The organism is Marivivens aquimaris, assembly GCF_015220045.1.
GTDB lineage: Bacteria > Pseudomonadota > Alphaproteobacteria > Rhodobacterales > Rhodobacteraceae > Marivivens > Marivivens aquimaris.
The window spans coordinates 1795923-1822855 of record NZ_JADBGB010000001.1 but is presented as its reverse complement, the minus strand read 5'-3'; the positions used below and the strand labels follow the sequence as shown (position 1 = coordinate 1822855).

Annotated in this window: 25 protein-coding genes and 1 tRNA gene; 18 read left to right on the top strand and 8 right to left on the bottom strand. The window is 60.8% G+C overall.

Translation table 11 applies throughout. The annotated features are described in order from the left end of the window. Window positions 1-2: 2 nt before the first annotated feature. From IF204_RS09020 to IF204_RS09000, 5 genes are all read right to left on the bottom strand, one after another. Window positions 3-314 carry a cytochrome o ubiquinol oxidase subunit IV gene (locus tag IF204_RS09020; RefSeq protein WP_194096345.1) on the bottom strand — a complete coding sequence of 104 codons (312 nt, stop codon included), beginning with the start codon at window positions 312-314 and terminating at the stop codon, window positions 3-5. Then, on the bottom strand, window positions 311-928 hold the full coding sequence (locus tag IF204_RS09015; RefSeq protein WP_194096343.1) for a cytochrome c oxidase subunit 3: 618 nt from the start codon (window positions 926-928) through the stop codon (window positions 311-313). Before IF204_RS09015 ends, IF204_RS09020 begins: the two co-directional genes overlap by 4 nt. Further along, on the bottom strand, window positions 925-3036 hold the full coding sequence (locus tag IF204_RS09010; protein ID WP_194096342.1) for a cbb3-type cytochrome c oxidase subunit I: 2112 nt from the start codon (window positions 3034-3036) through the stop codon (window positions 925-927). Before IF204_RS09010 ends, IF204_RS09015 begins: the two co-directional genes overlap by 4 nt. Beyond that, on the bottom strand, window positions 3033-3899 hold the full coding sequence (locus IF204_RS09005; RefSeq protein WP_194096340.1) for a cytochrome c oxidase subunit II: 867 nt from the start codon (window positions 3897-3899) through the stop codon (window positions 3033-3035). The genes IF204_RS09010 and IF204_RS09005 overlap by 4 nt, the downstream gene beginning before the upstream one ends. 102 nt (window positions 3900-4001) lie before the next feature. Further along, window positions 4002-5222 carry a glycerate kinase type-2 family protein gene (locus tag IF204_RS09000; protein ID WP_194096338.1) on the bottom strand — a complete coding sequence of 407 codons (1221 nt, stop codon included), beginning with the start codon at window positions 5220-5222 and terminating at the stop codon, window positions 4002-4004. Window positions 5223-5397: 175 nt separating this feature from the next. Here IF204_RS09000 and IF204_RS08995 point away from each other — a divergent pair, with 175 nt between their 5' ends. Beyond that, the gene (locus IF204_RS08995) at window positions 5398-6237 is read left to right on the top strand and encodes an alpha/beta fold hydrolase (protein WP_194096336.1); all 840 of its coding nucleotides are present in this window, start codon (window positions 5398-5400) and stop codon (window positions 6235-6237) included. On the opposite strand, the gene IF204_RS08990 is transcribed toward IF204_RS08995, so the two are convergent. Beyond that, the gene (locus IF204_RS08990) at window positions 6223-7140 is read right to left on the bottom strand and encodes a LysR family transcriptional regulator (protein WP_194096334.1); all 918 of its coding nucleotides are present in this window, start codon (window positions 7138-7140) and stop codon (window positions 6223-6225) included. The two genes, IF204_RS08995 and IF204_RS08990, sit on opposite strands and share 15 nt — an antisense overlap. Window positions 7141-7288: 148 nt before the next feature. Here IF204_RS08990 and chvE point away from each other — a divergent pair, with 148 nt between their 5' ends. From chvE to IF204_RS08935, 11 genes are all read left to right on the top strand, one after another. Then, window positions 7289-8341: a multiple monosaccharide ABC transporter substrate-binding protein gene (chvE, locus tag IF204_RS08985; RefSeq protein ID WP_194096333.1), complete on the top strand. Its 1053-nt coding sequence runs from the start codon at window positions 7289-7291 to the stop codon at window positions 8339-8341. Between the two features lie 67 nt (window positions 8342-8408). After that, complete coding sequence (gene mmsA / locus IF204_RS08980; protein WP_194096331.1) at window positions 8409-9929, top strand: multiple monosaccharide ABC transporter ATP-binding protein; 1521 nt, start codon at window positions 8409-8411, stop codon at window positions 9927-9929. Between the two features lie 14 nt (window positions 9930-9943). After that, window positions 9944-11158 carry a multiple monosaccharide ABC transporter permease gene (gene mmsB, locus IF204_RS08975; protein ID WP_194096329.1) on the top strand — a complete coding sequence of 405 codons (1215 nt, stop codon included), beginning with the start codon at window positions 9944-9946 and terminating at the stop codon, window positions 11156-11158. 9 nt (window positions 11159-11167) lie between these two features. Further along, window positions 11168-12910: an L-arabinonate dehydratase gene (araD, locus tag IF204_RS08970; RefSeq protein ID WP_194096327.1), complete on the top strand. Its 1743-nt coding sequence runs from the start codon at window positions 11168-11170 to the stop codon at window positions 12908-12910. Then, window positions 12910-13839: a Gfo/Idh/MocA family protein gene (locus IF204_RS08965; RefSeq protein WP_194096325.1), complete on the top strand. Its 930-nt coding sequence runs from the start codon at window positions 12910-12912 to the stop codon at window positions 13837-13839. The genes araD and IF204_RS08965 overlap by 1 nt, the downstream gene beginning before the upstream one ends. Window positions 13840-13848: 9 nt before the next feature. Beyond that, window positions 13849-14766, top strand: a complete 918-nt coding sequence (locus IF204_RS08960) for a dihydrodipicolinate synthase family protein (RefSeq protein ID WP_194096322.1) — start codon at window positions 13849-13851, stop codon at window positions 14764-14766. 9 nt (window positions 14767-14775) lie between these two features. Beyond that, a complete protein-coding gene (locus IF204_RS08955; protein WP_194096320.1) occupies window positions 14776-16287 on the top strand; it encodes an aldehyde dehydrogenase (NADP(+)) in 1512 nt (503 codons plus the stop codon). After that, complete coding sequence (locus IF204_RS08950; RefSeq protein ID WP_194096319.1) at window positions 16284-17150, top strand: 2-dehydro-3-deoxygalactonokinase; 867 nt, start codon at window positions 16284-16286, stop codon at window positions 17148-17150. Before IF204_RS08955 ends, IF204_RS08950 begins: the two co-directional genes overlap by 4 nt. 1 nt (window position 17151) lies before the next feature. Further along, window positions 17152-17757: a 2-dehydro-3-deoxy-6-phosphogalactonate aldolase gene (locus tag IF204_RS08945; RefSeq protein ID WP_194096317.1), complete on the top strand. Its 606-nt coding sequence runs from the start codon at window positions 17152-17154 to the stop codon at window positions 17755-17757. Continuing rightward, window positions 17757-18605: an SMP-30/gluconolactonase/LRE family protein gene (locus tag IF204_RS08940; protein ID WP_194096315.1), complete on the top strand. Its 849-nt coding sequence runs from the start codon at window positions 17757-17759 to the stop codon at window positions 18603-18605. Before IF204_RS08945 ends, IF204_RS08940 begins: the two co-directional genes overlap by 1 nt. Before the next feature lie 87 nt (window positions 18606-18692). Beyond that, on the top strand, window positions 18693-19337 hold the full coding sequence (locus IF204_RS08935; protein WP_194096313.1) for a trimeric intracellular cation channel family protein: 645 nt from the start codon (window positions 18693-18695) through the stop codon (window positions 19335-19337). A 57-nt stretch (window positions 19338-19394) separates the two neighbouring features. Here the strand turns inward: IF204_RS08935 and IF204_RS08930 are convergent. Continuing rightward, window positions 19395-19468, bottom strand: a tRNA-Cys gene (locus tag IF204_RS08930). Window positions 19469-19617: 149 nt separating this feature from the next. Here IF204_RS08930 and IF204_RS08925 point away from each other — a divergent pair. The 3 genes from IF204_RS08925 (at window position 19618) to IF204_RS08915 (ending at window position 22787) form a co-directional block, all read left to right on the top strand. Continuing rightward, window positions 19618-20271 carry a protein-L-isoaspartate O-methyltransferase family protein gene (locus IF204_RS08925; RefSeq protein WP_194096312.1) on the top strand — a complete coding sequence of 218 codons (654 nt, stop codon included), beginning with the start codon at window positions 19618-19620 and terminating at the stop codon, window positions 20269-20271. A gap of 47 nt (window positions 20272-20318) precedes the next feature. Then, window positions 20319-21680: a TolC family outer membrane protein gene (locus IF204_RS08920; RefSeq protein WP_228069133.1), complete on the top strand. Its 1362-nt coding sequence runs from the start codon at window positions 20319-20321 to the stop codon at window positions 21678-21680. A 96-nt stretch (window positions 21681-21776) separates the two neighbouring features. After that, on the top strand, window positions 21777-22787 hold the full coding sequence (locus IF204_RS08915; protein ID WP_194096310.1) for a hypothetical protein: 1011 nt from the start codon (window positions 21777-21779) through the stop codon (window positions 22785-22787). Here IF204_RS08915 and IF204_RS08910 read toward each other — a convergent pair whose 3' ends face one another. After that, entirely contained in the window at window positions 22788-24236 is a 1449-nt protein-coding gene (locus IF204_RS08910) for a cobyric acid synthase (protein ID WP_194096307.1), read from the bottom strand. 168 nt (window positions 24237-24404) lie between these two features. On the opposite strand from IF204_RS08910, the gene modA reads away from it, so the two are divergent. The 3 genes from modA to modC are packed head-to-tail and all read left to right on the top strand — an operon-like array spanning window position 24405 to window position 26907. Continuing rightward, window positions 24405-25142, top strand: coding sequence for a molybdate ABC transporter substrate-binding protein (modA, locus tag IF204_RS08905; RefSeq protein WP_194096305.1), 738 nt, complete (start codon window positions 24405-24407; stop codon window positions 25140-25142). After that, window positions 25139-25834, top strand: a complete 696-nt coding sequence (modB, locus tag IF204_RS08900; protein ID WP_194096303.1) for a molybdate ABC transporter permease subunit — start codon at window positions 25139-25141, stop codon at window positions 25832-25834. The genes modA and modB overlap by 4 nt, the downstream gene beginning before the upstream one ends. Continuing rightward, window positions 25831-26907 carry a molybdenum ABC transporter ATP-binding protein gene (modC, locus tag IF204_RS08895; protein ID WP_194096301.1) on the top strand — a complete coding sequence of 359 codons (1077 nt, stop codon included), beginning with the start codon at window positions 25831-25833 and terminating at the stop codon, window positions 26905-26907. Before modB ends, modC begins: the two co-directional genes overlap by 4 nt. Window positions 26908-26933: the final 26 nt, after the last annotated feature.

The window sequence follows — 26933 nt, the reverse complement described above, 5'->3', positions numbered from 1 at the left end:
CGCTACATCCGGCTCATCAGGTTGAAAATTACCCAGATCGTGCCGAGGCCCATGACACCCATCACGAGTGTCGTGAAGAGGATGAGTTGCAGGTCTTCCTTTGTCTGCCCCTTGAGGCGGATGTGAAGGAAGAACCGGAAATGCACGACGATCTGGAGGATGGCCGCGATGCCCGTGATCCAGAGCAGCGTGCTGCGGTCGATCCAGTCGAAGGCGACCGATGCGAACAACGGCACCGTGAGTAGCAGCGCATATCCGAACCCGAAAGCGTAGCTGAGTTGTTCTTTGCGCTTCTCTGCCGCTTTGTCGGTCATGCCAGCCCTCCGATATAGACGATAGAGAAGATGCCGATCCACACGATGTCGAGGAAATGCCAGAGGATACCAAGTCTCAGCATCCCCGTTTTGACCTCGTCATCCAGCCCGTAGACGGCAATCTGGCCAAGGATCGCGAAGGCCCAGATGCAGGCAGCCGTGACGTGTATGCCGTGCAGCGGGACGAGGGCGTAGAACGACGAAAGGAAACCGCTCGCCTGCGGGACGCCGCCTTTGCCAGCCATCGTGATGAAATCGTTCACTTCCATTCCGACAAAGATCAGCGCAAGCGCGATGGACACCAGAAGCCAGATGATCATGCGGGCAGGGTGGGGGTGATACTTCATCCCGATCTGCGCGAACCCGAAGGTCAGGGAACTGAAGAGCAGCAACATCGTCTCGATGAACACAGGCCGCAGTTCAAACAACTCTCGCGGCCCCGGACCGCCGTTCAGGTTGCCCGACATCACGACGTAGGTTGCCATCAGAAGGCCGAAGATGATCGCGTCGGACATCATGAAGACCCAAAAGCCGAAGACCTCGACCTCTGCGGTGTCGTCGGCCTTTCCGTGGTGCGGGCCGAGGTTCAGGCCAGGGTGGCGAGTGGTGCTCATGAAATGATCTCCTCGCTCGCGGGGATGGCGTGGCCCATGTTCTGCGTTGTCTGTTCCAGCGAGCGCGGGATGCGCGGCGTGGTGTCGGCGAGGGCGCAGAACGCCTCCCACTCGGCTTTGACATCGGCCGCTTTGATGATGTGGTGGGTATCACGCCGGAACCCGTAGGCCACGGTCGCGGCAAAACAGACCACTGCCCCCAACGCGGCGAGCCACCACATGTACCACACCAGTCCGAAGGCCATCGCGGTCGAGCTAACCATCAACACGGGGCCGAGCGCCGAATTCCGCGGCATCTCGATATCGTGGTAGCCGTCGTCGGGCGCGCGCAGGTCGTAGCCGCCTTCTTTGAGAGTGGCGAAGGCGTCGCGACCTTCGACTTCGGGCGTTGCGGGGAAATTCCATTCGGGCGCGGGGGCGGGGACTGCCCATTCGAGCGTCCGGCTGTCCCATGGATCGCCCATCGGCACGGCGAGGGCCTCTCGGTCGCGGATCGACACATAAAGCTGAATGCACAGGCAGGCGAAGGCCGCGATGATGAGCACAGCGCCGAGGAGGGCGACGATGGTCAGCGGGAACCACGCGCCGTTGAAATACTCAGCCATGCGGCGCGGCATTCCGAGGAAGCCGAGACCGTAGAGCGGGAAAAACGCGAACACGAACCCCGCGATCCAGAGGTAGGCGGCGCGGTAGCCCCATTTGGGGTCGAGGATGAAACCGAACGCCTTCGGGAACCACAGTGTATAGCCCGCCAGCATTCCGAATAGCAGTCCCGGGATCAGCATGTTGTGGAAGTGCGCCACGAGGAACAGCGTGTTGTGCATCACGTAATCCAGCGACGGGTTGGCGAGCAGAATGCCCGAAAGACCACCGATCGTGAATAGGATGAGGAACGCCACCGCATAGACCATCGGCACCGCCATCCGGACGCGACCACGGTACATCGTCAGCATCCAGTCGTAGATTTTGACGCCTGTCGGAATGCCGATGAGCATCGTGGCGATGCCGAAAATGGCGTTCAGGTTGGCGCTTTGGCCCATGGTAAAGAAATGGTGCACCCAGACCGTGAAGCTCAGCACGGCGATGCACATCGTGGCGATGACCAGCGCCGTGTAGCCGTACAGCGTCTTGCTGGAGAAGGTCGAGAAGACCTCGGAATACACACCGAAGGCAGGTAGAATGAGGATGTAGACCTCGGGGTGGCCGAACAGCCAGAACAGGTTGGCAAAGTTCATCATGTTCCCGCCGCCGCCGTTGGTGAACATGTGGAAGCCGAAGTAGCGGTCGAGCGCTAGCAGGCCCGTTGCGACCGTGAGCGGGGGCAGGGCGAAGATCATCAGGATCGATGTGCAGAGCGAGGTCCAGCAGAACAGCGGCATGTCCATCAGCTTCATGCCATCGCAGCGGAACTTGTAGATCGTCACGACAAAGTTGATGCCCGACAGCGTGGTCCCGATGCCTGATAGAGTGACTGCCCAGATCCAGTAATCGGGTCCGGGGCCCGGATTAAACGCGGCCTCGGTGAAGGGCGGGTAGCCGGTCCAGCCGCCGGTGGAGAATGGCTGCAAGACGAGCGAGATCATCAGAAGGACAGCGCCCGCTGCCGTAAACCCGAGGCTGACGGAGTTCATTGTGGGAAACGCCACATCTCGTGCACCGATCTGGAGCGGCATGACGTAATTGATGAGGCCCGTCAGGAACGGCATCGCCATAAAGAAGATCATGATCGTGCCGTGGGTCGAAAACAGCTGCGCGAAGTGTTCGTTGGACACCAGCCCTCCGCCGCCATCACCAAGCACCTGCTGAGTCCGCATGACAAATGCTTCAGCCAATGCGCGCGCCAGCATGACGAGGGCGAGGACGATGTACATGATGCCGATTTTCTTGTGGTCGACCGAGGTCAGCCAGTTGCGCCACACCGGCCCCCAGAGGCGGTATTTTGTCAGCGCATAGAGCAGATACAGCGCACCCAGAACCGCCAGCCCTGCGGCAGCGGTCCCAACGATCCCGCTGGCTAGCTCGCGCCCGTTGGTGGCGTGGATAATCTCCATCACGGGAAGCGCATCGAGTGTCAGTCGCCCGAAAATCAGTGACCAGAGATCGCTCATTGCATCGCTCCCATCCGGCTTGGATCGGTAGCAACCGATGTGAAAAGGTCAGGCGGCGCGTCGGCAAAAACGACACTTTCGCCGGTCAAACCCAACGTATCCAGAAGCTCGCTGCGGGTGCTTGGCGTTTGCAAGGCGTCCAGCACAGCTTCATCGAAAGGAACGCCATCTGAATTGCCGCTTTCGGCCCAAGCCGCGAAGTCGTCCTCGCTGACGGCATGGACAGCGAAGCTCTGCGTTGCGAAACCGCGTCCGCTATATTGGGAATTCTCGCCGAGGAATTCTCCCACACCTGTCGCGGCGAGGTTCAGGCGTGTCTCCATCCCCTTCATCGCGTAGATCTGACTGCCCAAAGCGGGGATGAAGAAGCTTTGCATCACGGTGTCGGATGTGATGCGGAAACTCACTGGACGGTCGGCAGGAAATACGAGGACACCCACCGTCGCGATGCCTTGCTCGGGATAAATGAACAGCCATTTCCAGTCGTACCCGATGACCTGAATTTCAACGGCATCGCCCTCCAACGGCTCGTATGGATCGAGCGCCAGCGTCGCATTCGCAAGCTTGATCCCGAGGGCGACGATGACCAGTACAGGCACGCCCCAGACCAGAATTTCGAGCGGCTTGGAGAAATGCCAGCGCGGGCTGTAATCGCCGCGTCCGTGTTTGTAGCGGTAGCGCAGAATGATCCACGGCACGCCGATGAAAACGGGCAAACACACGACCATCATCACGATGACGACGTACCAGAAATGCTGGCTCTGCGCGGCGGCGATGGGGCCTTGGGGCGACAGGAAGCTGCTTTTCCCCTCGCATCCGCCAAGCAGCAGGACGAATAGGAAAAGGGGCAGGAAGCGTTTCATCCAGAGATGCCGATATCAGTCGCAGAAAGTGACCTGCCGTGCCGCGTAGGTTTACGTACCGGTCATGCCACGAGCTAGGCCAACCGGATCGATCATCAAGGACTAAGCGGTAATCAGGATCGCGCGGAAGTCGTTGACGTTGGTCAGCGTCGGTCCCGTCACGACCTGATCGCCGAGTGCGGCGAAGAAACTATGCGCGTCGTTGTTGTCGAGCATGGCCTGCGGATCGAGGCCCAGTGCCTTCGCGCGCTGCAACGTGTCCGGCGAAATGATCGCCCCCGCAACCTCGGCCCCGCCATCGACGCCGTCCGTATCGCAGGCGAGGGCATGGATGTTGGCGGCTCCGTCCAGCGCGATGGCGAGCGCGAGAAGGTATTCGACGTTCGGGCCGCCGACACCGTTTCCACGGCAAGTGACCGTCAACTCGCCACCTGACAGCAGCAGGCACGGTTTGGATGACAGCGCGAGGGCTGCATGTGCAGCGGCGGCCTCGCGCGCTTCGCCCTCAATTGCATCGCCGAGTATTTGGACCGGCATCGTCGCCAACTCGGCAGCGGCATCGAGCGACTGGGCAGGGGCGGCGTAGATCACGTTCTCTGTCGTCGTCAGGCGGGTGTCATCGGGCGCGATGACGCCGGTCGGGCGGTTCAATGCCGTGATGACCGAGGGCGGAACTGCCATCTTCCACTTGCCGATGACGGCCAGAGCCTCCGCACTGGTTGACGGATCACCGACGGTAGGGCCGGAGCCGATGAACGCAGGATTGTCCCCCGGCACGTCGGAAATCATCAACGTGAGCATCTTCGCCGGATACGCCGCCGCCGCCAGTTGTCCGCCCTTCACGCGGGAAACATGCTTGCGAACCGTATTCATGCGGTCAATTGGCGCGCCGGACGCCAGCAGGGCAGCGTTCAATACCCTCAGATCGTCCAGCGAAATACCCTCCGCCGGAGCCTCAAGCAGCGCCGATGCGCCTCCCGAAATCAATGCCAACACAAAGTCGTCCGGTCCGCAGCTAGCCAGCAGGTCGAGCATACGCGAGGTTGCGTCCAATCCCGCCTGATCAGGAACGGGGTGGGCGGCTTCTACGATCTCGATTCCTTGGGTCGGGCGGGAATAGCCGTAGCGCGTGATGACCAACCCCTCACACGGTCCCCATGCCGCCTCGACCGCCTCTGCCATCCGCGCCGATGCTTTGCCCGCGCCGATGACAATGACACGTCCTGCGGGTTTGGGCGGCAGGTGGTTTGCCAGCGACCGCATCGGATTCGCGACCTCGACAGCTTTGTCGAAAAGGCTGCGTAGAAATTGTGCTTCGGTCATGATCGGCGTGTCTCATGTTGGTGATAACTCGATCTTAAACGCTTATTCCCAAAAGACTATTGTCCAGTTTGCAGCACAAGCTATGGGCGTGCGCGGGTTTATCGCTACCGTAGGCTCACAAATACTTGAACTCCCCGTGTTCGGTGGTTTAGCTCACCTTACAGGAGGATATCCGATGCGATTTTTTGTAACGACAGACGGAACCAAGCTTGCTTACAGGGATGAAGGCGAAGGTCTTCCTGTATTGGCGCTTGCCGGTCTGACCAGAGACGGTCGGGATTTCGACTACGTTGCACCGCATCTTGAAGGTATCCGCCTCATCCGGCTCGACAGCCGTGGACGTGGTCTATCGGGGTGGAGCGGGGCCGACACCTACACCGTTCCGCAGGAAGCCGACGATGCGATTGCGCTTCTGGACCACCTAAAAATCGACAAAGCCGCGATCCTCGGCACCTCGCGGGGTGGTTTGATTGCCATGCTGCTTGGCGCAGTCGCCAAAGGCCGTCTGCACGGTATCTGCCTCAACGACGTCGGTCCAGTGCTGGAGCCGCCCGCGCTTACGCGGATCGGCGACTACATCGGGAAACGCCCCGTCGCGAAGACTATTGAAGGCATGGCTGAAAAGCTGTCCCGCGATCCTGCATTCCCGAACGTGCCTATGTCGCGTTGGATCGAAGAGGCGGAACGTCACTATGTTCAGGAAGGCACCGGCCTCGGTCTGACATACGATCCCGAATTGCGGACGTCGTTCATGAAGGCGCTCGATGCGCCGACAGTCGACGCTTGGCCGCTGTTCGACGCGATGAAGGGCATTCCGACGATGCTCGTGCGTGGTCACAACACCGACCTGCTGTCCGAGGAAACCGCGAACGAGATGCGCAAACGCATCCCCGAGATGATCTTCGTCGATGTGGCCGACCGCGGACACGTGCCGTTTCTGGACGAGCCGCTAGTCATTTCCGCCCTCCATAACTGGATCGGCCAGATGAAAGACCTCGCCTCAAAGGCCGAGTAGAATTTCCTGAAGCAGTCTGTCCGCCGCACGGCTCAGCTGTCGCGTTCTATCCTGAATGATGAAGAACGGACTCACAGTAATCGTGGTGTCGATGTCGAGCGTCGTCAGGCGGCTACTGATCTGCGAGCTTGTCAGCAATTCGGCCACTTCGCGCGATTGGGGCGAGATTGAATCGCTGTCGGCGAGCATCGCAAGCACGACGAGCAGAGACGAGCTATGAACTACCCGCGTCGGCGTGGGAATGCGCGCGGCGTAGTAAGCGTTTTCAACCGATTGGCGAATGGGCGAGCCGCGCTCCTGAATGACCCAATCGTAATCGAGCAGCTCATCGAGGCCGACGTTTTTCTTGCCAGCGAGCGGGTGCGTGTCCTTCACCACCAGAGAAACAACTTCGTTGCGGGCAGGGTGCACGCGGAGGGCGCGGCTATCGTATTCGGACGGAAGGCGGGCCAGCACAAAGTCGAGCGCGCCTTCGTCCAGAGCACGGACCAACTGGTTGGACGGGCCGACCTCGATAGAGATTTCGATGTCTGGGGCTTCCTTACGAACGGCCTGCACAGCAGGGACGAGGGAGCTCACGGCAGGGCCGGTGACCGAGCCGACGCGGACGTTACCCGTCTGGCCGTCTTTCAGGTTCCGCACTTCCTGACCCAGCGAGTCGAGTTCAGACAACACCACGCGTGCGTGCCGGATGAATGCCTCGCCTACGGGGGTCGGGATCATGCCTTTGGGGTGCCGTTCGAACAGTGGCGATCCGGCCGCTGATTCCAGATCGGCCAAGGTGCGTGAGGCCGCAGGTTGTGACAGGTACAGACTTTCAGCCGCGACCTGCAATTTGCCTGTCTCCGCGATGCGGACAACCAATCGTAGGTGGGAAGGTTTAATCCTATGAATAAGGTCCATCTGCACCGCCATAACATAAATGATATGCAGATAGTCGATATTGGAATTTTACAGTTATGTAAACGTCTGCCTATGACGGTAGCGGGGATCGACCCCGAAACAATGACGTACAGCCGCAGAGGAGCGGCGGTACTTCTGGGAGGACATTATGAAATTCAAGTATCTCGTGGCCACTGCTGCCGCGGCCATTACCCTTGCGGGCGGCGCATTCGCTGACGGTCTCGTCGGTATCGCAATGCCGACCAAATCTTCGTCCCGTTGGATCTCGGACGGCAACTCGATGGTTGAGCAGTTCCAAGCTGCCGGCTACGAGACCGACCTGCAGTACGCTGAAGACGATATCCCGAACCAGCTCGCCCAGATCGAGAACATGATCACCAAGGGCGTGGACGTTCTGGTCATCGCGGCGATTGACGGCACGACCCTGTCGAACGCTCTGGAAAACGCAGCCGCATCGGGCATCCACGTCATCGCGTATGACCGCCTGATCCGTGACAGCGAAAACGTCGACTACTACGCGACCTTCGACAACTTCAAAGTCGGCGTGCAGCAGGCTTCGTCGCTGGTCAGCGGCCTCGAAGAGCGTTTTGGCGAAGGCCCGTATAACGTTGAACTCTTCGGCGGTTCGCCGGACGATAACAACGCTTACTTCTTCTACAACGGCGCGATGTCGGTTCTTCAGCCGCTCATCGACGACGGCACCGTGAACATCGTTTCCGGCCAGATGGGCATGGACACCGTGGGTACCCTGCGTTGGGACGGTGCTGTGGCCCAGTCGCGCATGGATAACCTGCTGTCGGCCTACTACACCGATCAGGACGTCCACGGCGTTCTGTCGCCCTACGACGGTCTTTCGATCGGTATCCTTTCGTCGCTGAAAGGCGTTGGCTACGGTTCGGGCGACATGGAAATGCCGATCGTCACCGGTCAGGACGCCGAACTTCCGTCGGTCAAGTCGATCCTCGCGGGCGAGCAGTATTCGACTGTGTTCAAGGACACCCGCGAACTCGCTCGCGTCACCGTCGGCATGGTTGAAGCTGTTCTCGAAGGCGGCGAGCCGGAGATCAACGACACCGAGACCTATGACAACGGCAAGAAGGTCGTTCCGTCCTACCTGCTGGAGCCGGTTTCGGTCGACGCATCCAACTGGGAAGAAATCCTCGTCGGTTCGGGCTACTACACCGCTGACCAAGTCGAATAATCGTCCATCCCTCCCGACCCGTCCGCGCGCACACGCGGGCGGGTCCCCAAAAGACTAAGGGGCGAATATGACTCCGCTGCTGCAAATGCAGTCCATCACCAAGGAATTCCCCGGCGTAAAAGCGCTCGATCAGGTGAATTTGAAGGTGATGGAGGGCGAAATACACGCGATTTGTGGTGAGAACGGCGCCGGCAAATCCACTCTCATGAAAGTTCTGTCAGGGGTCTATCCCGCCGGTAGCTACGACGGCGAAATCCACTACGACGGTCAACTTGCAGAATTCCGCGATATTTCCGACAGCGAAAAGCGCGGCATCATCATCATTCACCAAGAGCTGGCTCTGGTTCCGCTCCTATCGATTGCCGAGAACATCTTCCTCGGTAACGAGCGCGCCTCCAAAGGCGTCATCGACTGGCGCAGCACCTTTGCCAAGACTGAAGACCTTCTGAAGAAAGTCGGCCTACGCGAAAGCCCTGGGACGCTGATCGAAAAGCTCGGCGTCGGCAAACAGCAGCTGGTCGAGATCGCGAAGGCGCTTTCGAAAGAGGTGCGTCTGCTAATCCTCGACGAGCCGACCGCTGCGCTGTCCGAAGCCGATAGCCAGGCACTGCTCGACCTGATGCTGGAACTGAAGGCGCAGGGCGTCACTCAGATCATCATCAGTCACAAGCTGAACGAGGTCCGCCGCGTGGCCGATACCGTCACCGTCATTCGCGACGGCACTACCGTGTCGACCATCGACGCGCGCACCGAAGCCGTCACCGAAGACCGCATCGTGCGCGATATGGTTGGCCGCGATATGGCAAACCGCTATCCGGAACGTGACCGCCGCGCAGGCGAGATGCTTATGGAGGTCAACGACTGGAACGTCTGGCATCCCGAACATAACGACCGTCAGATCATCAAGAACATCAATCTCAACGTCCGTGCGGGCGAGGTTGTCGGTATTGCGGGCCTCATGGGCTCCGGCCGGACCGAGCTGGCGATGTCGATCTTCGGTCGCAGCTACGGCCAGAACATCTCCGGCGAGGTGAAGCTCAAAGGGCAGGTCGCCAACGTCAAGGAAATCGACAAGGCCATCGATGCGGGTCTGGCTTACGTGACCGAAGACCGCAAATCGCTGGGTCTCGTGCTGGATGAGAACATCCGCACCAACGTGACGCTCGCGAACCTCGAAGGTGTGTCGCGCAGCGGCGTGATTAACGAAAACGCGGAAACCACCGTGGCCGAGAAATACCGCGCCGCAATGAACATCCGCACGCCGTCGGTATTCCAGAAGGTCGGCAATCTGTCGGGCGGCAACCAGCAGAAGGTTGTCCTGTCCAAGTGGCTCTTTGCCGAGCCGGAAGTGCTGATCCTCGACGAGCCGACACGCGGTATCGACGTCGGCGCGAAATACGAAATATACAATATTATCAACGATCTGTCCGCACAAGGGAAAGGCGTTCTGATGATCTCTTCAGAGATGCCGGAACTGCTGGGGATGTGTGACCGGATCTACGTCATGAACGAAGGCGCTTTCGTGGGCGAACTGACCGCCGCCGAGGCCAGCCAAGAGCGCATCATGTCGCTCATCGTAACGGAATAGGGAGACCATCGAAGATGGAACAGGCAACCAACAATTCGGGCGGTCTGGGCGCTTATCTCAAGCACCACATTCGCGAATACGGTCTACTTTTCGCGCTGATCGCTATCATGCTGATCTTCCAAATCTGGACGAACGGCACGCTTCTCAAGCCGGTGAACATCACCAACCTCTTCTTGCAGAACAGCTACATCATCATCATGGCTCTGGGCATGTTGGTGGTGATCGTGTCGGGTAACATCGACCTCTCGGTCGGCTCGGTCATGGGCTTTATCGGTGCTTTTGCTGCGGTGATGGTCGTCGAATGGGACATGCCCGTGGCAGTCACCATGCTGGCCTCGCTTGGCGTAGGTATCCTGATCGGCGCGGCGCAGGGCTACTTTGTCGCGTACTGGAAAATCCCGTCGTTCATCGTGACCCTGGCAGGGATGCTTGTGTTCCGCGGTCTGTCGCTCTGGCTGCTCGAAGGCCAGTCGATCGGCCCGTTCCCGCAGTCGTTCCAGCAGATCTCGACCGGTTTCATTCCGGACATCGTTCCGACAGGTTTCTCGAAGTCGCTCGCTGAACTCGCAGGTTCGCGTAATTTCAACGTTCTGGCCATGCTGCTTGGTCTCGTGGCCGTGCTCGCGATTATCTACGTTGGTCTGCGCGAACGTGCCCGCAATGCCCGCTACGGTGTGGTCGGCGAGCCATTTGCGTTCTTCGTTGTCCGCAACGCCATTGTCGCTGGTGCGCTGCTGTTCGTGAGCTTCAAGCTTGCTACCTTCCGCGGTTTGCCGAATGTGCTGATCTCGATGGTAGTCCTCACCGTGATCTACGCCTTCCTGACCGCCAACACGACCATCGGTCGCCGCGTCTATGCGCTGGGTGGCAATGAGAAGGCAGCGAAGCTGTCGGGCATCAAGACCGAGCGCCTCACGTTCCTCGCCTTCGTCAACATGGGGATGCTCGCGGCGCTTGGTGGCCTGATCTTTGCGGCACGCCTCAACACCGCAACGCCTAAAGCCGGCTTCGCAGTCGAACTTGACGTCATCGCTGCGGTCTTCATCGGCGGCGCGTCCATGTCGGGCGGTTCGGGCAAAATCGTCGGCGCAGTTGTCGGCGCATTCATCATGGGCGTCATGAACAACGGCATGTCGATCGTCGGTATCGGCATCGACTTCCAGCAGGTCATCAAAGGCCTCGTGCTGCTCGCCGCCGTGTTCTTCGACGTCTACAATAAAAGCAAGTAAGGGTTAATCATGTCGTTCAAGCCTGCGCCTTGGCCGCGCAAACTGAGATCCACTCACTGGTATAGCGGCAACTCCCGCGACACGATCTACCACCGTGGTTGGCTCAAGAACCAAGGCTACCCTTCCGACCTGTTCGACGGACGCCCCATCATCGGCATCCTGAATACTTGGTCCGAACTGACGCCCTGCAACGGTCACCTTCGCGAGCTGGCGGAGAAGGTCAAAGCAGGCATATGGGAAGCTGGTGGTTTCCCTGTCGAGGTGCCGGTCTTCTCGGCTTCCGAGAACACATTCCGTCCGACGGCGATGATGTTCCGCAACCTCGCGGCCATGTCGATCGAAGAGCAGATGCGCGGGCAGCCGATTGATGGCGCTGTGCTTTTGGTCGGCTGTGACAAGACCACACCGTCGCTGATGATGGCTGCGGCGTCGACGGACATTCCGTCCATCGTTGTGACGGGTGGCCCGATGCTGAACGGTCATTTCCGAGGCGAGCAGATCGGGTCCGGCACCGCGCTATGGCGTTTTTCCGAAGCCGTGAAGGCAGGGGAGATGACACAAGACGATTTCCTCGAAGCCGAGCAAGCCATGTCGCGCTCGTCGGGCACCTGCAACACGATGGGCACGGCTTCTTCGATGGCGTCGATGGCCGAAGCCCTCGGCATGGCGCTGTCGGGCAACGCTGCAATCCCTGCGGTCGACAGCCGCCGCCGCGTGATGGCGCAGCTTTCGGGGCGCCGGATCGTGCAGATGGTGAAGGACGACCTCAAGCCGTCCGATATCATGACCAAGCAGGCTTTCGAGAACGCGATCCGCACTAACGCAGCCATCGGCGGCTCGACCAACGCGGTCATTCACCTGCTGGCGATTGCTGGCCGCGTCGGTGTCGACCTGACGCTGGACGACTGGGACCGCTGCGGCCGCGATATCCCGACCATTGTGAACCTCATGCCGTCGGGCAAGTACCTGATGGAGGAGTTCTTCTACGCGGGCGGTCTGCCGGTGGTGCTCAAGCGCCTCGGCGAAAGCGGCCATCTGCACAAGGACGCACTGACCGTGTCGGGCGAGGGCATCTGGGAAGAAGTCAAGGACGTCGTCAACTACAACGAAGACGTGGTTCTGCCCGCCGACAAGGCACTGACCCAGTCGGGCGGCATCGTCGTGCTGAAGGGCAACCTTGCCCCGAACGGCGCGGTGCTGAAACCGTCGGCTGCGTCGCCCCACCTGCTTAAACACCGTGGCCGCGCCGTCGTGTTCGAGGGCATCGACGACTACAAAGCCAAGATCAACGACGACGCGCTCGATATCGACGAGACATGCATCATGGTCCTGAAGAACTGTGGTCCGAAGGGTTATCCGGGCATGGCAGAAGTCGGCAACATGGGCCTCCCGCCCAAGGTGCTGAAAAAGGGTATCACCGACATGGTGCGTATCTCTGACGCGCGCATGTCGGGTACCGCCTACGGCACCGTTATCCTTCACACTTCGCCTGAGGCAGCGGCCAAGGGACCGCTCGCCATCGTTCGCAATGGCGACTTCATCGAAGTGGACGTCGAGGCGCGGAAAATGCACCTCGAAATCTCGGACGAAGAGATGGCGGTGCGCCTCGCAGAGTGGATGCCGAACCATGACAAACCTGAAAGTGGCTACGCCTGGCTTCATCAGCAGCACGTAGAGGGCGCCGACACTGGCGCAGACCTCGATTTCTTGAAAGGGTGCCGCGGAAGAGAAGTCGGAAAGGAAGCCCATTGATGGAAATCGCACTCGTTGGCATTGGAAAAATCGCGATTGATCAGCACGTCCCGTCGATCGCGGCCTCGCCCGATTGGGAACTGGCTGCAACGGTATCGCGTCACGGTTCGGTCGACGGTGTCGAAGCCTTCACCGACTTCGACGAGATGCTGGAAAAGCGCCGCGATATCCGTGTCATTTCGCTCTGCCTACCACCAGTGCCTCGCTTCGACTATGCCGCCAAAGCCATCCGCGCAGGGCGCCATGTGATGCTGGAAAAGCCGCCGGGGGCGACGCTGGCTGAGTGCCACGCTCTCGAAACGCTGGCTCGTGAGCATCGCGTGTCGATCTACGCGACATGGCACAGCCGTGAAGCGGATAAGGTCGCTGCGGCAAAGACTTGGCTGGCGGACAAGACGCTCCGCAAGCTCCATGTCACGTGGAAAGAAGACGTGCGCCGTTGGCATCCCGGTCAGGAGTGGATCTGGGAGCCGGGCGGCATGGGTGTCTTCGATCCGGGCATTAACGCGCTGTCCATCGTGACCGAGATCCTGCCGGTCAATGTGCACCTGAAATCCGCTGACCTCGATGTGCCTGAAAATCGCCAGACGCCCATCGGTGCGCGGCTTGATTTCTTCCACCCGAACGGCGCTGAAGTCACTGCCGATTTCGACTGGCGTCAGACCGGTGACCAGATCTGGCAGATCGAAGCCGTCACGGACGAAGGCACGCTGACGCTGCTCGACGGCGGTGCGCGCATTCAGATCGACGGTGTCGAGGACGCGCTGAAATCCGACAATCCTCTCGCGGGTGAATATCCGCGTCTCTACGCAAATATGGCCAAGCTGCTGTCGACCGGCGGCATCGATATGGACCTGCGCCCGATGGTGCATGTGTCCGATGCGCTGGCACTCGGCCGACGGAACTCCGTCGAGCCTTTCCACGAATAGGAACCGACTATGAAAGACGTACTCACCGGCATTCTGCCCGTCGCTCCGACGCCGTTCTTCGATGATGGCCGCGTTGACGAAGAGGGCATGCGCCGCGTTCTGGACTGCATGATCGATCAGGGCGTTGATGCGATCTGTATCCTCGCCAACTATTCGGAGCAGTTCCTGCTGTCCGACGAAGAGCGCGCGACCCTGACCCGCGTGTCGCTGGAACATGTGAATGGCCGCGTGCCTGTCATCGTCACGATCAGCCACTTCGCGACCGAGATCGTCGTGAAGCGCGCGAAGGAAGCCCAAGCGCTCGGCGCGTCGATGGTCATGATGATGCCGCCGTACCACGGTGTCGGCCTCGTGCCCGCCGAAGCTGGAATCTACGAGCACTTTGCCGCCGTGTCCGATGCGATCTCCATCCCGATCATGGTGCAGGACGCGCCGCTTTCGGGCTGCACGCTGACAGTGCCGCTGTTGGTGCACATGGCGAAAGAACTGGAAAACGTCAGCTATTTCAAAATGGAAACACCGTTTGCAGCCGACAAACTGGCTGCACTGATCGAGCAGGGCGGCGAGCACATCATCGGCCCGTTCGACGGCGAGGAAGCGGTGACGCTGCTGGCCGACCTCGATGCGGGCTGCACGGGCACGATGACCTCGGCGCTCCAGCCAGAGAAGATCCGACCGATCGTGGTCGATTATCGCGCTGGCAACATCGACGCCGCGCTCGACCAGTGGCGCCTCTGCCTGCCGCTGATCAACCACGAAAACCGCCAATGCGGTCTGCGGGCGGCGAAAACCGTCATGCAGGCGGGCGGTGTTATCCGTTCGGACTACGTGCGCCACCCTCTCAAACCGATGAGCCAGCGGACCAAGGACCGTCTGCTGCAACTCTCCAAAGAACTCGATGTGATTGCCCTGAAGTGGGGCAAGTAAGGACGACTTATGACCTATGTACCAAGCGGTAAGCACCTGATCGCAGGCGAATGGGTCGCGGGCGACGCGACCTTCACCTCCAGCCCAGCCCACGGCGAAGCGCGTGAGTTCAGCGAAGGCACGCCCGCGCATGTGGACCGAGCGTGTCAGGCCGCAGAGGAAGCGTTCTGGACCTTCGGCTATTCGACCCGCGAGGAGCGCGCAGCGTTTCTGAACGCCATCGCTGACGAAATCGAAGCTCGCGCCGATGCGATCACCGAGATCGGCACGCAGGAAAGCGGTCTGCCCGAAGCGCGTCTGATGGGCGAGCGTGGCCGTACCGTCGGTCAGATCCGTCTTTTCGCGCAGCATATCCTTGATGGCGCCTATCTCGACCGCCGTCATGACGAAGCGCTGCCGGACCGCCAGCCGCTTCCCCGTCCCGATTTGCGCATGATGCAGCGCCCCATCGGCCCCGTGGCTGTGTTCGGCGCGTCGAACTTCCCCCTCGCATTCTCGACCGCTGGTGGTGACACCGCTGCCGCGCTGGCTGCGGGTTGCCCTGTCGTCGTCAAAGGCCACGATGCGCACCCCGGCACTGGCGAGATCATGGCCGAGGCTATCGCCGCCGCCGCCAAAAAATGCGGCATCCATCCCGGTGTGTTCAGCCTCGTCCAAGGCAGCACCCGAGAGGTTGGCGCGGCGCTGGTTCAGCACCCGCTCATCAATGCGGTTGGCTTCACCGGATCGCTCGGCGGTGGCCGTGCGCTATTCGACCTCTGCGCCCAGCGTGAGGTTCCGATTCCGTTCTACGGCGAGTTGGGCAGCGTGAACCCGATGTTTGTTCTGCCCGAAGCGGGCGCTGCTCGCGGCGCTGCGATTGCGGCGGGCTGGGCCGGATCGCTGACGATGGGGGCAGGGCAGTTCTGCACCAATCCGGGGATCGTCGTGGTCCTCGCTGATCAGGCCGAAACCTTTGCCAACGCCGCTGCCGAGGCCCTGAAAGATGCGGCCCCGCAGACCATGTTGACCGACGGTATCGCGAACGCCTACCGCAAGGGCCGCGACCGCGTTGCCGCTGGGACCAACGTTAAAGAAGTCCTGACCTCGGTCTGTGACATGCGCAACGCAACGCCCTACGTCTATGAAGTGAGCGCCGAGGATTGGCTGGCGAACGAAGTGCTGGCCGAGGAGGTCTTTGGCCCGCTCGGCATCATCGTCACCGCGCAGTCGGTCGACGAAATGGACAAGCTCGCCCGCAGCCTGCAAGGCCAGCTGACCTGCACGCTCCACATGGATGACGGCGATGCGGCAACCGCCCGCCGTCTGCTGCCGATCCTCGAACGCAAAGCGGGACGTGTCCTTGCCAACGGGTTCCCGACCGGCGTCGAAGTGGCTGACGCCATGGTTCACGGCGGCCCGTATCCTGCGTCGACCAACTTCGGCGCGACCTCGGTCGGCACCCTCGCGATCCGCCGCTTCCTGCGTCCGGTATGCTATCAGAACATCCCTGTAGGCGTTCTGCCCGAGGATATTGCATGAGCGATGTAGCGTGGATTGCAGCCGATTGGGGCACGTCCAACCTGCGTGTTTGGGGTCTGGACGCCAGCGGCAAAGTCATCAAAACCGCGCGTTCCGATCAGGGGATGGGAAAGCTCTCTCCTGATCAGTACGAAAGCGTTCTGAACGGTCTGGTCGCCGGTTGGACCAACGGGCCGACCGACGTTCTGATCTGTGGCATGGCTGGCGCGAAGCAAGGCTGGAGAGAGGCTCCGTACCTCTCGGTGCCTTGCACCCCTGCGGGTGCCGATGCGATTTCGGTACAGACCAGCGGTGCGCTCAACGTGCGCATTCTGCCTGGCCTATGCCAGATGGACCCACCGGATGTCATGCGCGGAGAGGAGACCCAGATCGCGGGATTCCTCACGTCGCGGCCCGATTTCGCGGGCACTATTTGCCTGCCGGGAACGCATTCCAAATGGGTGCAGATCGCAGGCGGGCAGGTGACGTCGTTCCGGACGAAGATGACCGGCGAGTTATTCAACCTGCTGTCCGAACAGTCGGTCCTGCGCCACGGCATGGCGGGCGACTGGGATGACGCCGCTTTCACCGACGGACTGAAGCAATCGCATGATGCGCTGAATGCCCTCTTTACCGTCCGCTCTGTCGGTCTGCTAAACCCCGGCAAAGCCGCCGGAGCGCGGTCCTACCTCTCCGGTCTCCTTATCGGTGCGGAGCTTCAGGGCATCGACACAAATGCTCCCGTCGTTCTGATCGGCGACGGAACGCTCTCCGCGCTCTATGCCGCCGCGCTCGAACATTTCGGCGCAACTTCGGAAATCGTTGACGGTGAGGGGCTGGTTCTCGAAGGTCTCAAGGCCGCTTATCCAGAGTTGAAGGGTTAACATGACGCGCAATATCGTAGCCATCATTCGCGGCGTGACGCCGGACGAAGCCCTTTCGATCACGGGCGCTTTGATCGACGCAGGGATCACGAAAATCGAGGTGCCATTGAATTCGCCCGACCCGCTGAAATCCATCCAAGCGATGGCAAAAGAGTTCGGCGACACGGCCCTCATCGGCGCAGGCACAGTTCTGTCGACGGGCGATGTAGAGGACGTCGCGAACGCGGGCGGTAAGCTCATCGTTTCGCCCGACTGCAATCCAGAAGTCATCGGTGCGGCAAAGTACAAGGGTCTGCTGTCATATCCGGGCGTCATGACCCCGACCGAGTGCTTCGCGGCCCTTCGCGCAGGCGCGGACGGTTTAAAGTTCTTCCCGGGATCGCTGATCGGCCCCGCTGGGCTTAAAGCGATGAACGCGGTTCTGCCCAAAGGCACGGACCTGCTCGCCGTTGGCGGGGCGAGTGCGGACAACTTCGGTGAGTGGGCCGCTGCCGGTGCGACTGGTTTCGGCATCGGTACCGCGCTTTATAAACCAGGTGACAACGCCGCTGTGGTGGCCGAAAAGGCAACCCATATTGTGACTGCATACGACCAGGTATTTTCTTGATGACTGCTTCTGTTTTCGACGACCGCACTTGCGAACTGGGCGAAGGCCCCCTTTGGCACCCAGAGCGCAAGCAACTGTTCTGGTTCGACATTATGGCGAACACGCTGCACACGAGCTCCGACGCTGGTCAGCAAAGCTGGGATTTCGGAGAGCGCGTCTCTGCCGCCGGATGGGTGGATCAGACGACTCTGCTGGTCGCATCGGAAACCAAGCTTCAGAAGTTCGATATCGAGACAGGCACCATGGGCCACGTTATCGACCTCGAAGCCGACAACACCGTCACCCGTTCGAACGACGGACGCGCCGATCCGTTCGGCGGGTTCTGGATCGGCACGATGGGCAAGAGCGCCGAAAAAGAGGCCGGATCGATTTATCGCTACTATCGCGGTGAACTGCGAAAGCTGTTCGGCGGCATCACCATCCCGAACTCCATCTGTTTTGCCCCTGACGGCCGCACGGCGTATTTCACCGACACCCCGACCCGCATCGTCAAAAAGGTCTCACTTGCGTCCGACGGTTGGCCCGATGCCGAGCCGGAGGTATTCGTTGACCTCAATGACAGCGAAATGAACCCCGACGGCGCGGTCACGGATTCCGAAGGCGCGGTGTGGTGCGCGCACTGGGGCGCCCATCGCGTCTCGCGCTATCTGCCCGATGGCTCCAAAGACATCAGCGTCGAGGTCGGAGGCGCCCACGCATCGTGCCCCGCTTTCGGCGGCGATGGCTACAAAACGCTGTTCGTCACGACCGCCTGCGAGGGGATCGACAACCCGTCCGAAGCTGAAGGCAAGGTCTACTCAGCGCCTGTTGATGTCGCTGGTCTGCCGGAGCCGCGCGTTATCCTCTGAGCGGCGATCTAGTAGCAGGCTTGGATGTCCAGCGCGCTCAAAATCGGTTAAGACAGCAGCTACTATTCCCTAGCTGGTGCTGACCCGATGACAGACGCTACCGCCACGCTCGCCTTCGTCGACTTCTTGGCAACGGCGATCTTTGCCATGACCGGCGCTCTCGTGGCATCGCGCAAGCAGCTGGATATGCTCGCTTTTGTCTGGTTCGCAGCAGCCACAGGCATCGGCGGAGGGACCCTGCGGGACCTCCTGCTTGATGTGCCGGTGTTCTGGATCATCAATCCGGTCTACCTGTCGATCTGCATCATCGTGGCGGTGGTCATGCATTTCGCCGCCTCGCTTGTTGCCTCGCGGCAAACGTGGATCTTGTGGGCGGACGCATTCGGCATGGCATTCGCGGCAGTGGTCGGTACGGCGAAAGCGCTGGAATTAGGGGCTTCGGCCCTCGTGGCGGTCGCGATGGGGCTGTTCAGTGCGACCGCGGGCGGGATCATTCGCGATACGCTGGGCCAAGAGCCGAGCATCATCCTGCGCCCCGAAATCTATATGTCGGCAACCGTTTTGGGCGCTGTCACAGTTGTCGGAGGCCATTGGTTGGGTCAGCCGATGACTTTGTCGATGTTTGTAGGCTTTTGCGTCGCACTGACAGTCCGCCTGGCTGCGATCCAGTTTGATTTGAAACTGCCAGTCTATAAACCACGGAAGGGCAGGCCTTGGGGCCGCAATAGCTGAGGCGATTACACACACCGGCAAGGTGCGAAGTCGTTCAATGATTTGGGAAAATAGGGATGGAGGCGAGTACCGGAATCGAACCGGTGTACACGGATTTGCAATCCGCTGCGTCACCACTCCGCCAACTCGCCGCCGTGGTGTGGTATGGTTCGCGTGATCTATACTGGAACTTCGGAACGTGCAAGCGGGTCAGATAGGATATTCTTTGACTTTCGGACATTGCGGGTTCGGGTTAGATATGGTTAGAACCTAATTGGAACTGAACGAAAGAGTTTAGACCGTGGCCGAATACACCACCCGCCGTACAATGATGGTCGATACGCAGATCCGCCCGTCGGATGTGACCAAGTTTCCGATCATTGAAGCTTTCCTCGCCGTGCCGCGCGAAGCTTACGTGCCGTCGGCACAACGCGAAGCCGCCTACCTCGGCGAGAACATCGCAATCGGCGAGGGTCGAGTGATGCTCGAACCGCGCACCTTTGCTAAGCTACTGGATGCGCTGAATATTCAGCCTAACGAAGTCGTTCTGGATCTGGGTTGTGGCCTCGGTTACTCGACCGCTGTCATGGCTCGTATGTCTGAATTTGTCGTAGCCGTCGAAAGCGACGAAGCAATGGCTGCCGATGCGCAGGCGCTTCTGTCCGAGCACGGCGTGGACAACGCCGCAGTGATGACGAACCCGCTGGCCGAAGGCTGTGCCAAGTCCGGTCCGTACGATGTCATCATCCTCGAAGGCGCTGTCGAGGTGGTTTCTGATTCCCTTCTGGCCCAGCTCAAGGAAGGCGGCCGCATTGCGTGCCTCTTTGCCGAAGGCGAGCTTGGTGTGGCCCGCGTCGGTTACAAGCTGGATGGACGGATCAACTGGCGGTTTGCGTTCAACGCTTCCGCTCCGGTTCTTGCCGGTTTCGAGAAAAACAAAGAATTCGCCCTCTGAGCCGGGAACGCAGTGGATGGGCGCCATGGATTTAATAAGGGAAAGCCATGTTCACGCGTAACAAACTTCTCACAACCGCGATGGCGGCAGTATTTGGGCTGTCGGCATCGCTTGCTTCCGCTGAAACCTTCGGTCAAGCATTGAGCGCGGCCTACGAAAACAGTGGTCTTCTGGAATATAACCGCGCCGTTCTGCGCGCCGCCGACGAAGATGTGGCGCAGGCTGTTGCATCGCTCCGTCCGGCCGTTTCATGGTCGTCCTCGCACTCGCGTGCTTACGACTTCGAAGGTAATCTCCTTCAGACTTCGACCGAACTGGCACGCATTTCTGCAAGCTTCGATATCTGGGATGCCGGCACCGGCGCCATGGGTGTCGAGCAGCAGAAAGAAACCGTTCTGGCGACCCGCGAGTCGTTGAAGTCGGTCGAACTTGACGTGCTCAGCTCCGCAGTGTCGGCGTATCTCAACGTCCAGACCGCGGGCGAATTCGTGAACCTGCGAGAAAGTAACGTTCGCGTTCTGACGCAGGAACTGCGCGCTGCGCGGGACCGTTTCGATGTTGGTGAAGTCACCCGCACCGACGTTTCCATCGCCGAAGCCGCACTCGCATCGGCCCGCAGCCTTCTGGCCGTTGCGCAGGGCAGCCTTGCCAATGCACGCGAAGCGTATGTGGTTACCATCGGTCACCTACCGTCGAACCTTCAGGGTGTTCCGGTTGCGCCGCTCCCGATGAACCTGACCGATGCGCAGGCTTACGCCGTTCGTAATCATCCGACGGTTGTTGCTCTTCAGCATCAGATTGCTGCTGCCGAAATCGGCCTGACCCGCGCACAAAACGCGACCATGCCGACCGTTTCGGCTACCGCGACTGCGGGCATCGACGAAGATTTCAACGGCGCGGCCCAGTTTGGCATTAACGCTGGCGGACCGATCTACCTCGGCGGTCAGCTCGACAGCACCGTGCGTCAGGTGCGTGACCGCATCGATGGTCTGCGTGCCCAGCTTCACCGCGCCAGCCTGCTGATCGAGCAGGGCGTTGCGAACGCTTACTCGAACTATCAGGTCGCCGTTTCGGCGTCAGAGGCTTACACGCGTCAGGTTTCGGCTGCCCAGTTGGCGTTTGACGGTGTTCGCGAAGAAGCCAACGCAGGTTCGCGCACCACGATCGACGTTCTGAACGCAGAGCAGGACCTGCTCGACGCGCGCGCAAACCGCGTATCGGCTCAGGCCGATGTGGTTCTGGCGAGCTACGGCGTTCTCTACGCGATGGGCCTGCTGAACGCGTCGCATCTGAACCTGGACGTCACCCAGTACGACGTCGAAGCGCACTACAATCTGGTTGCCGACGCACCGCTGGCTCGTTCCGAGCAGGGCGCCGCGCTGGAGCGTGTTCTTGAGGCACTCCGTTAACCGAGAGTTGCAAATGTGAACAGCCGGATCAGCGTTAATGTTGTCTGCGGGGTGTCACTGGTCTAAATTGATCGTGAGGCAAAGCAGGATAATAAAATGTCTGATCCGGTCACCAATGTCGAAATCGAGGACGTTCTGACGTCCATCCGTCGACTCGTGTCCGACAACGAATGGGCACGCCCGAAGGTCTATCGTCCCGACAGTGCGGAGGATGCACGTCGCATGGAGAAGGCCCCGAAATTCGTCGAAAAACCGGCGGCGGAACGATTCGTTCTCACCCCTTCATTGCGCATCGCGGAATCGGCAGAACCTGCTGTTTCGGCTGTGGAAAATGTGGAGGTCGAAGAGGACGAAGAAGTCTCGATCACTTACAGCGAACCGTATGAGGAACCTGCGGCCCCCGTTGCGGAAAAAGCGCCCGAGCATGAGCCGCAATTCCAGACGACGCGCCTCATGCCGAAGGACGCTGTCGAATTTTCTTCTGATTATACCGAAGACTCCGATACCATGGCCGCGGACGCTCGCATGAACGAGCTCGAGCGTATGATGGAAGAGTTGGAGGCGGCAGTGAACCACGGCAGTGAATGGGACGACGAAGCGCCGTTCGAACACGTCGCGGACTCTTCCGCTGATCGTCCTATGCGCGAATCCGACATGGTCGAAGATGCAGAAGTGGCTGACGATGCGCCGGAACTCGGCGTTCTCGAAACCGCAATCGAAGATGCGATCTTTGACGCGATCCAGACCGCGCCCAAGCAGCCAGAGCCGGAAGTTCAGACGCTGTTCGAGGTGGAAGAACCTGTAGTCGAAGAGCCTGCCACGGCGCAGGATCACTACATGCCGCCGCAGCCGGATGAAGAATTCGCGATCCCCGAAGAGGACGCCTACGAGCACAACGACGATCCCGACCTCGATCTGGATGCCGATCCGCTCGAAGATTTCTACGATACCGGCCCGCAGTTCGAAGAAGCCGCGCTGCGCGAAATGGTCCGCGATATCATCCGTGAAGAACTGCAAGGCAAGCTGGGCGAGCGTATCACACGCAACGTGCGCAAGCTGGTTCGCCGCGAGATCTACCGCGTGATGGCGCAGCAAGACTACGAGTGATCAGCCGTTCTCGGCGATCCGCAGGATAGCATCCAGATCCAGATGGGTTTCCATGTGCTCGGCCAATGCGTCGAGCGCAGCATCCACAGTCGCCGCATAGCCTGGTGTTGCGGTTGCCCCGAGCGTTTCGAGGAACGCTGCGCGGAATCCGTCTGCGGCGAACAGCCCGTGGATGTAGCAGCCAAGCACTCTGCCGTCGGCGCTCGCAGCACCTTCGCCGCGCTCGTCGAGCGTCAGCCAAGCGCGCTCGCGGTCAGGGCCTTCAGTCACGCCGATATGGATTTCATAGCCGCTGACCGCCTCGCCGGAGGCAGTGTGTAGCGCGCTGGAAATCGTCAGCCGCTTCATCGGTTTCATCTCGGTCACCACGTCCAGCAGGCCGAGGCCCTCGACGCGGGCAGCGGCGCCTTCGATGCCATCGTCGTCGTGGATCGCTTTGCCGAGCATCTGGTAACCGCCGCAAATTCCCAGAACGCGCCCGCCGCGTCGCACATGCGCAAAGAGGTCGATGTCCCATCCTTGCGCGCGGAAATAGGCGAGGTCGGCGATGGTCGATTTGCTGCCGGGGATCAGGACAAGGTCCGCATCGGCGGGCAGGGGGCGTCCGGCTTCGATAATCTCGACCGTCACATCAGGCTCCGCCGACAGCGGATCAAGGTCGTCGAAATTCGCGATACGATTCAGGCGCGGTACGGCGATTTTGACGTGACCACCGGGGCGGCCCTTGATGTCCATCACGTCCTCGGCGGGCAGGCGCCACGCATCCGCAAACCACGGCACAATGCCTAGCGGCGTCCAGCCGGTGCATTCGGTGATGACGTCCATGCCCTCGGCGAACAGCGTGGTGTCGCCGCGGAATTTGTTGACCGCAAAGGCTTTGATCCGGTTCCGATCTTCGTCCGGCAAAACAGCATGGGTGCCGACCAACTGAGCGATGACGCCGCCGCGGTCGATGTCACCGATTAAGGCGACCGGCACATTCGCGGCCTCTGCAAAACCCATGTTGGCAATGTCGCCCGCGCGCAGGTTCACTTCGGCAGGTGATCCGGCCCCTTCAACGACGACCAGATCGAACTGGCTTGAAAGTCGCTCGAAACTGTCCAGCACGGCAGGCATGAGTGTCGCTTTGGTCTTGCCGTAGTCCCGTGCCTTCATCGTGGCGACCCGCTTGCCCTGCACGATGACCTGAGCGCCGACATCCGTTTCGGGCTTCAGCAGGACGGGGTTCATGTCGGTGTGCGGCTCCAAGCCAGACGCCAGCGCCTGTAGCGCCTGCGCACGCCCGATTTCCCCGCCATCGACGGTGACGGCAGCGTTGTTGGACATGTTCTGAGGCTTGAACGGCGCGACGGACAGCCCGCGTTTGAGGAACGCACGGCACAGGCCCGCAACCAGCATCGACTTGCCGACATTCGAGCCAGCACCCTGAATCATGATCGCCTTGGCCATGCGCGTTCCTCCGTTCCGCTGCTTGTAGCGGGGGAATGTCCGACTGTGAACATACCCTTGGCGGCAAGGGCGCTCTCGCACCCGTCGACGTAAATGTGAGGATTTGCGACATTCGCTTGCTCCCCTGTTGCTGGCGGATATGCTGGAGCGAACGAGGGAGAGGCGAGCATGAAATCAGCGGTCATGGCAGCGGTGATTGCCCTGTCGGCAGGGCAGGCGATGGCCGATGAAGTCATTGTTTTTGCTGCAGCCTCTCTCAAAACCGCGCTGGACGAGATCGCCTCGGGCTATGAGGCCGAAACGGGCGACACAGTCCTGATATCCTACGCGGGCAGCAGCAAGCTCGCGCAGCAGATTATCCAGGGCGCACCGGCGGATGTGTTTATCTCTGCCTCGACGCAGTGGATGGATGCAGTGGAAGCGGAGGAGCTGCTGGCAGAGGGCAGTCGGACCGACCTCCTCGGCAACTCACTGGTTCTGGTAGGCTTTGAGGATGCAACGTTCGACATCGCGGATTTGCCCGTCCACTTGGGGAACGAACGCCTCGCGATGGCCCTCGTGAACTCGGTTCCGGCGGGCCAATACGGCAAAGAGGCGCTGACTTCGCTCGGCCTCTGGGACACGCTCGCGCCCTCCATAGCGCAGGCGGACAACGTGCGGGCCGCGCTCGCGCTCGTCGCAACGGGGGAGGCGCCTTTCGGGATCGTCTACGCCTCCGACGCGGTGGCCGAACCTGCGGTACATGTCATCGCGTCCTTTGCCGAGGACACCCACGCGCCGATCATCTATCCCGCCGCGTTGACGACCGAGGGCGATGATGCGGGCTTCCTCGACTACCTGTCCACTCCGCAAGCCGCCGACGTGTTCGCGGCGCAAGGGTTCACCGTTTTGCAGGGCGAAAAGTGACGGACTGGCTGAGCCCAGAGGAGTGGCAGGCGGTTCTGCTGTCGCTCAAGGTGGCGCTTTGGGCCACGGTCTGGAGCTTGCCGCTCGGCATTCTCACAGCCTATGCGCTGGCCCGCTGGCGGTTTCCCGGACGGCAGCTATTGAACGGGCTCGTGCATTTGCCGCTGGTCCTGCCGCCTGTCGTGACGGGCTATCTGCTGCTTATCGTCTTCGGTCGGCGAGGAGTGATCGGCAGCGCCTTGGCTGATATCGGGATCGTCTTTGCGTTCCGCTGGACGGGCGCGGTGCTGGCCTGCGCGATCATGGCCTTTCCGCTGCTGGTGCGCGCTATCCGCCTGTCGATCGAGGCGGTCGATCCGAAACTCGAACAGGCCGCGGGCACTTTGGGCGCATCGAAGCCGTGGGTGTTTCTCACCGTGACCTTGCCGCTGATCCTGCCGGGCGTGCTTGCAGGCGCGGTCCTCGCCTTCGCCAAAGCGATGGGTGAATTTGGCGCGACGATCACCTTTGTCTCCAACATTCCGGGCCAGACGCAAACCCTGCCGTCAGCCATCTACGCCTTCCTCCAAGTGCCTGGCGGTGAGGCCTCGGCCATGCGGCTCGTCATTATCGCCGTCGTGATCGCAATGGGCGCGGTGGTGCTGTCCGAGTACTTCTCGCGCCGCATCGCGCGTAGGGTAAGCGGGCAATGACGGTCTTGGTCGATATCCAGCACCGCTTCGGTGACTTTGCCTTGAATGTGCAGTTTGAAGCGCCGCAGGGCCTAACGGTTCTGTTCGGGCGCTCGGGGTCTGGCAAGACCACGGTCATCAATGCGGTCGCTGGGCTGCTCAAACCCGATAGCGGGCACATCGCGATTGATGGCCGCGTGCTGCTGGGGGAAGGAGTGAACCTGCCGCCCCACAAGCGCCGCGTCGGCTATGTGTTTCAGGACGCGCGGTTGTTTCCGCATCTCACAGTGCAGCAGAACCTGAAATACGGGCGCTGGTTCGCGCCTAAATCCGCACAGTCCCAGAATGCCGGTCGGATCATCGAGATGCTCGGCCTCGGCAAGCTTCTCACACGAAGGCCCGCGCAATTGTCGGGCGGCGAGAAGCAGCGCGTCGCTATCGGGCGGGCGCTCATGTCCGGCCCTGATGTCTTGCTCGCCGACGAGCCGCTGGCCGCGCTTGACGAACAGCGCAAGGAAGCGATCCTGCCGTATTTCGAGAAGCTGCGCGACGAGGCAGGCGTCCCGATCCTTTACGTCAGTCACTCCCCCAGCGAGGTCGCACGCCTCGCCACGACGGTGGTCGCTTTGCAAAATGGCAAGGTCCTGCGGGCAGGTGAGGCGCATGACGTTCTGTCGGACCCTGCCGTTACTCCCGTCGGTGCGATGGCCGCCGGTGCGATGCTGACGACGACCGTCGGCACGCAGCACGAGGATGGCCTGACCGAGCTTCGCTTCGGGGCGGAGAGCCTCTTGGTCCCACACGTCGACAAACCGACAGGTGCGGGCGTCAGGGTGCATGTCGAGGCGCAGGATGTGATGCTGTCGCTTGAGCGGCCCACGGGGATTTCGGCGCTGAATGTCATTCCAGCCAAGGTCAGGTCGATCCGCATGGGCGACGGCCCTGGTGCGCTCGTACAGCTTGAAACGGGTGGAGAGCGCCTGCTAGCGCGCGTGACGCGGCGCAGTGTTGCGGCGCTTAGCCTCACCGAAGGGCTGGAGCTCTACGCGGTTCTCAAGGCCGTGTCGGTGTCCCGCAGCAACCTCGGGTCCTAGAAAACAGAAACGCGGCCCGAGCAGAG

Bases quoted from the DNA above. Each gene is read 5' to 3' on its own strand.
- IF204_RS09020 (WP_194096345.1), bottom strand. From the start codon at position 314: ATGACCGACAAAGCGGCAGAGAAGCGCAAAGAACAACTCAGCTACGCT.
- IF204_RS09015 (WP_194096343.1), bottom strand. From the start codon at position 928: ATGAGCACCACTCGCCACCCTGGCCTGAACCTCGGCCCGCACCACGGA.
- IF204_RS09010 (WP_194096342.1), bottom strand. From the start codon at position 3,036: ATGAGCGATCTCTGGTCACTGATTTTCGGGCGACTGACACTCGATGCG.
- IF204_RS09005 (WP_194096340.1), bottom strand. From the start codon at position 3,899: ATGAAACGCTTCCTGCCCCTTTTCCTATTCGTCCTGCTGCTTGGCGGA.
- IF204_RS09000 (WP_194096338.1), bottom strand. From the start codon at position 5,222: ATGACCGAAGCACAATTTCTACGCAGCCTTTTCGACAAAGCTGTCGAG.
- IF204_RS08995 (WP_194096336.1), top strand. From the start codon at position 5,398: ATGCGATTTTTTGTAACGACAGACGGAACCAAGCTTGCTTACAGGGAT.
- IF204_RS08990 (WP_194096334.1), bottom strand. From the start codon at position 7,140: ATGGACCTTATTCATAGGATTAAACCTTCCCACCTACGATTGGTTGTC.
- chvE (WP_194096333.1), top strand. From the start codon at position 7,289: ATGAAATTCAAGTATCTCGTGGCCACTGCTGCCGCGGCCATTACCCTT.
- mmsA (WP_194096331.1), top strand. From the start codon at position 8,409: ATGACTCCGCTGCTGCAAATGCAGTCCATCACCAAGGAATTCCCCGGC.
- mmsB (WP_194096329.1), top strand. From the start codon at position 9,944: ATGGAACAGGCAACCAACAATTCGGGCGGTCTGGGCGCTTATCTCAAG.
- araD (WP_194096327.1), top strand. From the start codon at position 11,168: ATGTCGTTCAAGCCTGCGCCTTGGCCGCGCAAACTGAGATCCACTCAC.
- IF204_RS08965 (WP_194096325.1), top strand. From the start codon at position 12,910: ATGGAAATCGCACTCGTTGGCATTGGAAAAATCGCGATTGATCAGCAC.
- IF204_RS08960 (WP_194096322.1), top strand. From the start codon at position 13,849: ATGAAAGACGTACTCACCGGCATTCTGCCCGTCGCTCCGACGCCGTTC.
- IF204_RS08955 (WP_194096320.1), top strand. From the start codon at position 14,776: ATGACCTATGTACCAAGCGGTAAGCACCTGATCGCAGGCGAATGGGTC.
- IF204_RS08950 (WP_194096319.1), top strand. From the start codon at position 16,284: ATGAGCGATGTAGCGTGGATTGCAGCCGATTGGGGCACGTCCAACCTG.
- IF204_RS08945 (WP_194096317.1), top strand. From the start codon at position 17,152: ATGACGCGCAATATCGTAGCCATCATTCGCGGCGTGACGCCGGACGAA.
- IF204_RS08940 (WP_194096315.1), top strand. From the start codon at position 17,757: ATGACTGCTTCTGTTTTCGACGACCGCACTTGCGAACTGGGCGAAGGC.
- IF204_RS08935 (WP_194096313.1), top strand. From the start codon at position 18,693: ATGACAGACGCTACCGCCACGCTCGCCTTCGTCGACTTCTTGGCAACG.
- IF204_RS08920 (WP_228069133.1), top strand. From the start codon at position 20,319: ATGTTCACGCGTAACAAACTTCTCACAACCGCGATGGCGGCAGTATTT.
- IF204_RS08915 (WP_194096310.1), top strand. From the start codon at position 21,777: ATGTCTGATCCGGTCACCAATGTCGAAATCGAGGACGTTCTGACGTCC.
- IF204_RS08910 (WP_194096307.1), bottom strand. From the start codon at position 24,236: ATGGCCAAGGCGATCATGATTCAGGGTGCTGGCTCGAATGTCGGCAAG.
- modA (WP_194096305.1), top strand. From the start codon at position 24,405: ATGAAATCAGCGGTCATGGCAGCGGTGATTGCCCTGTCGGCAGGGCAG.
- modC (WP_194096301.1), top strand. From the start codon at position 25,831: ATGACGGTCTTGGTCGATATCCAGCACCGCTTCGGTGACTTTGCCTTG.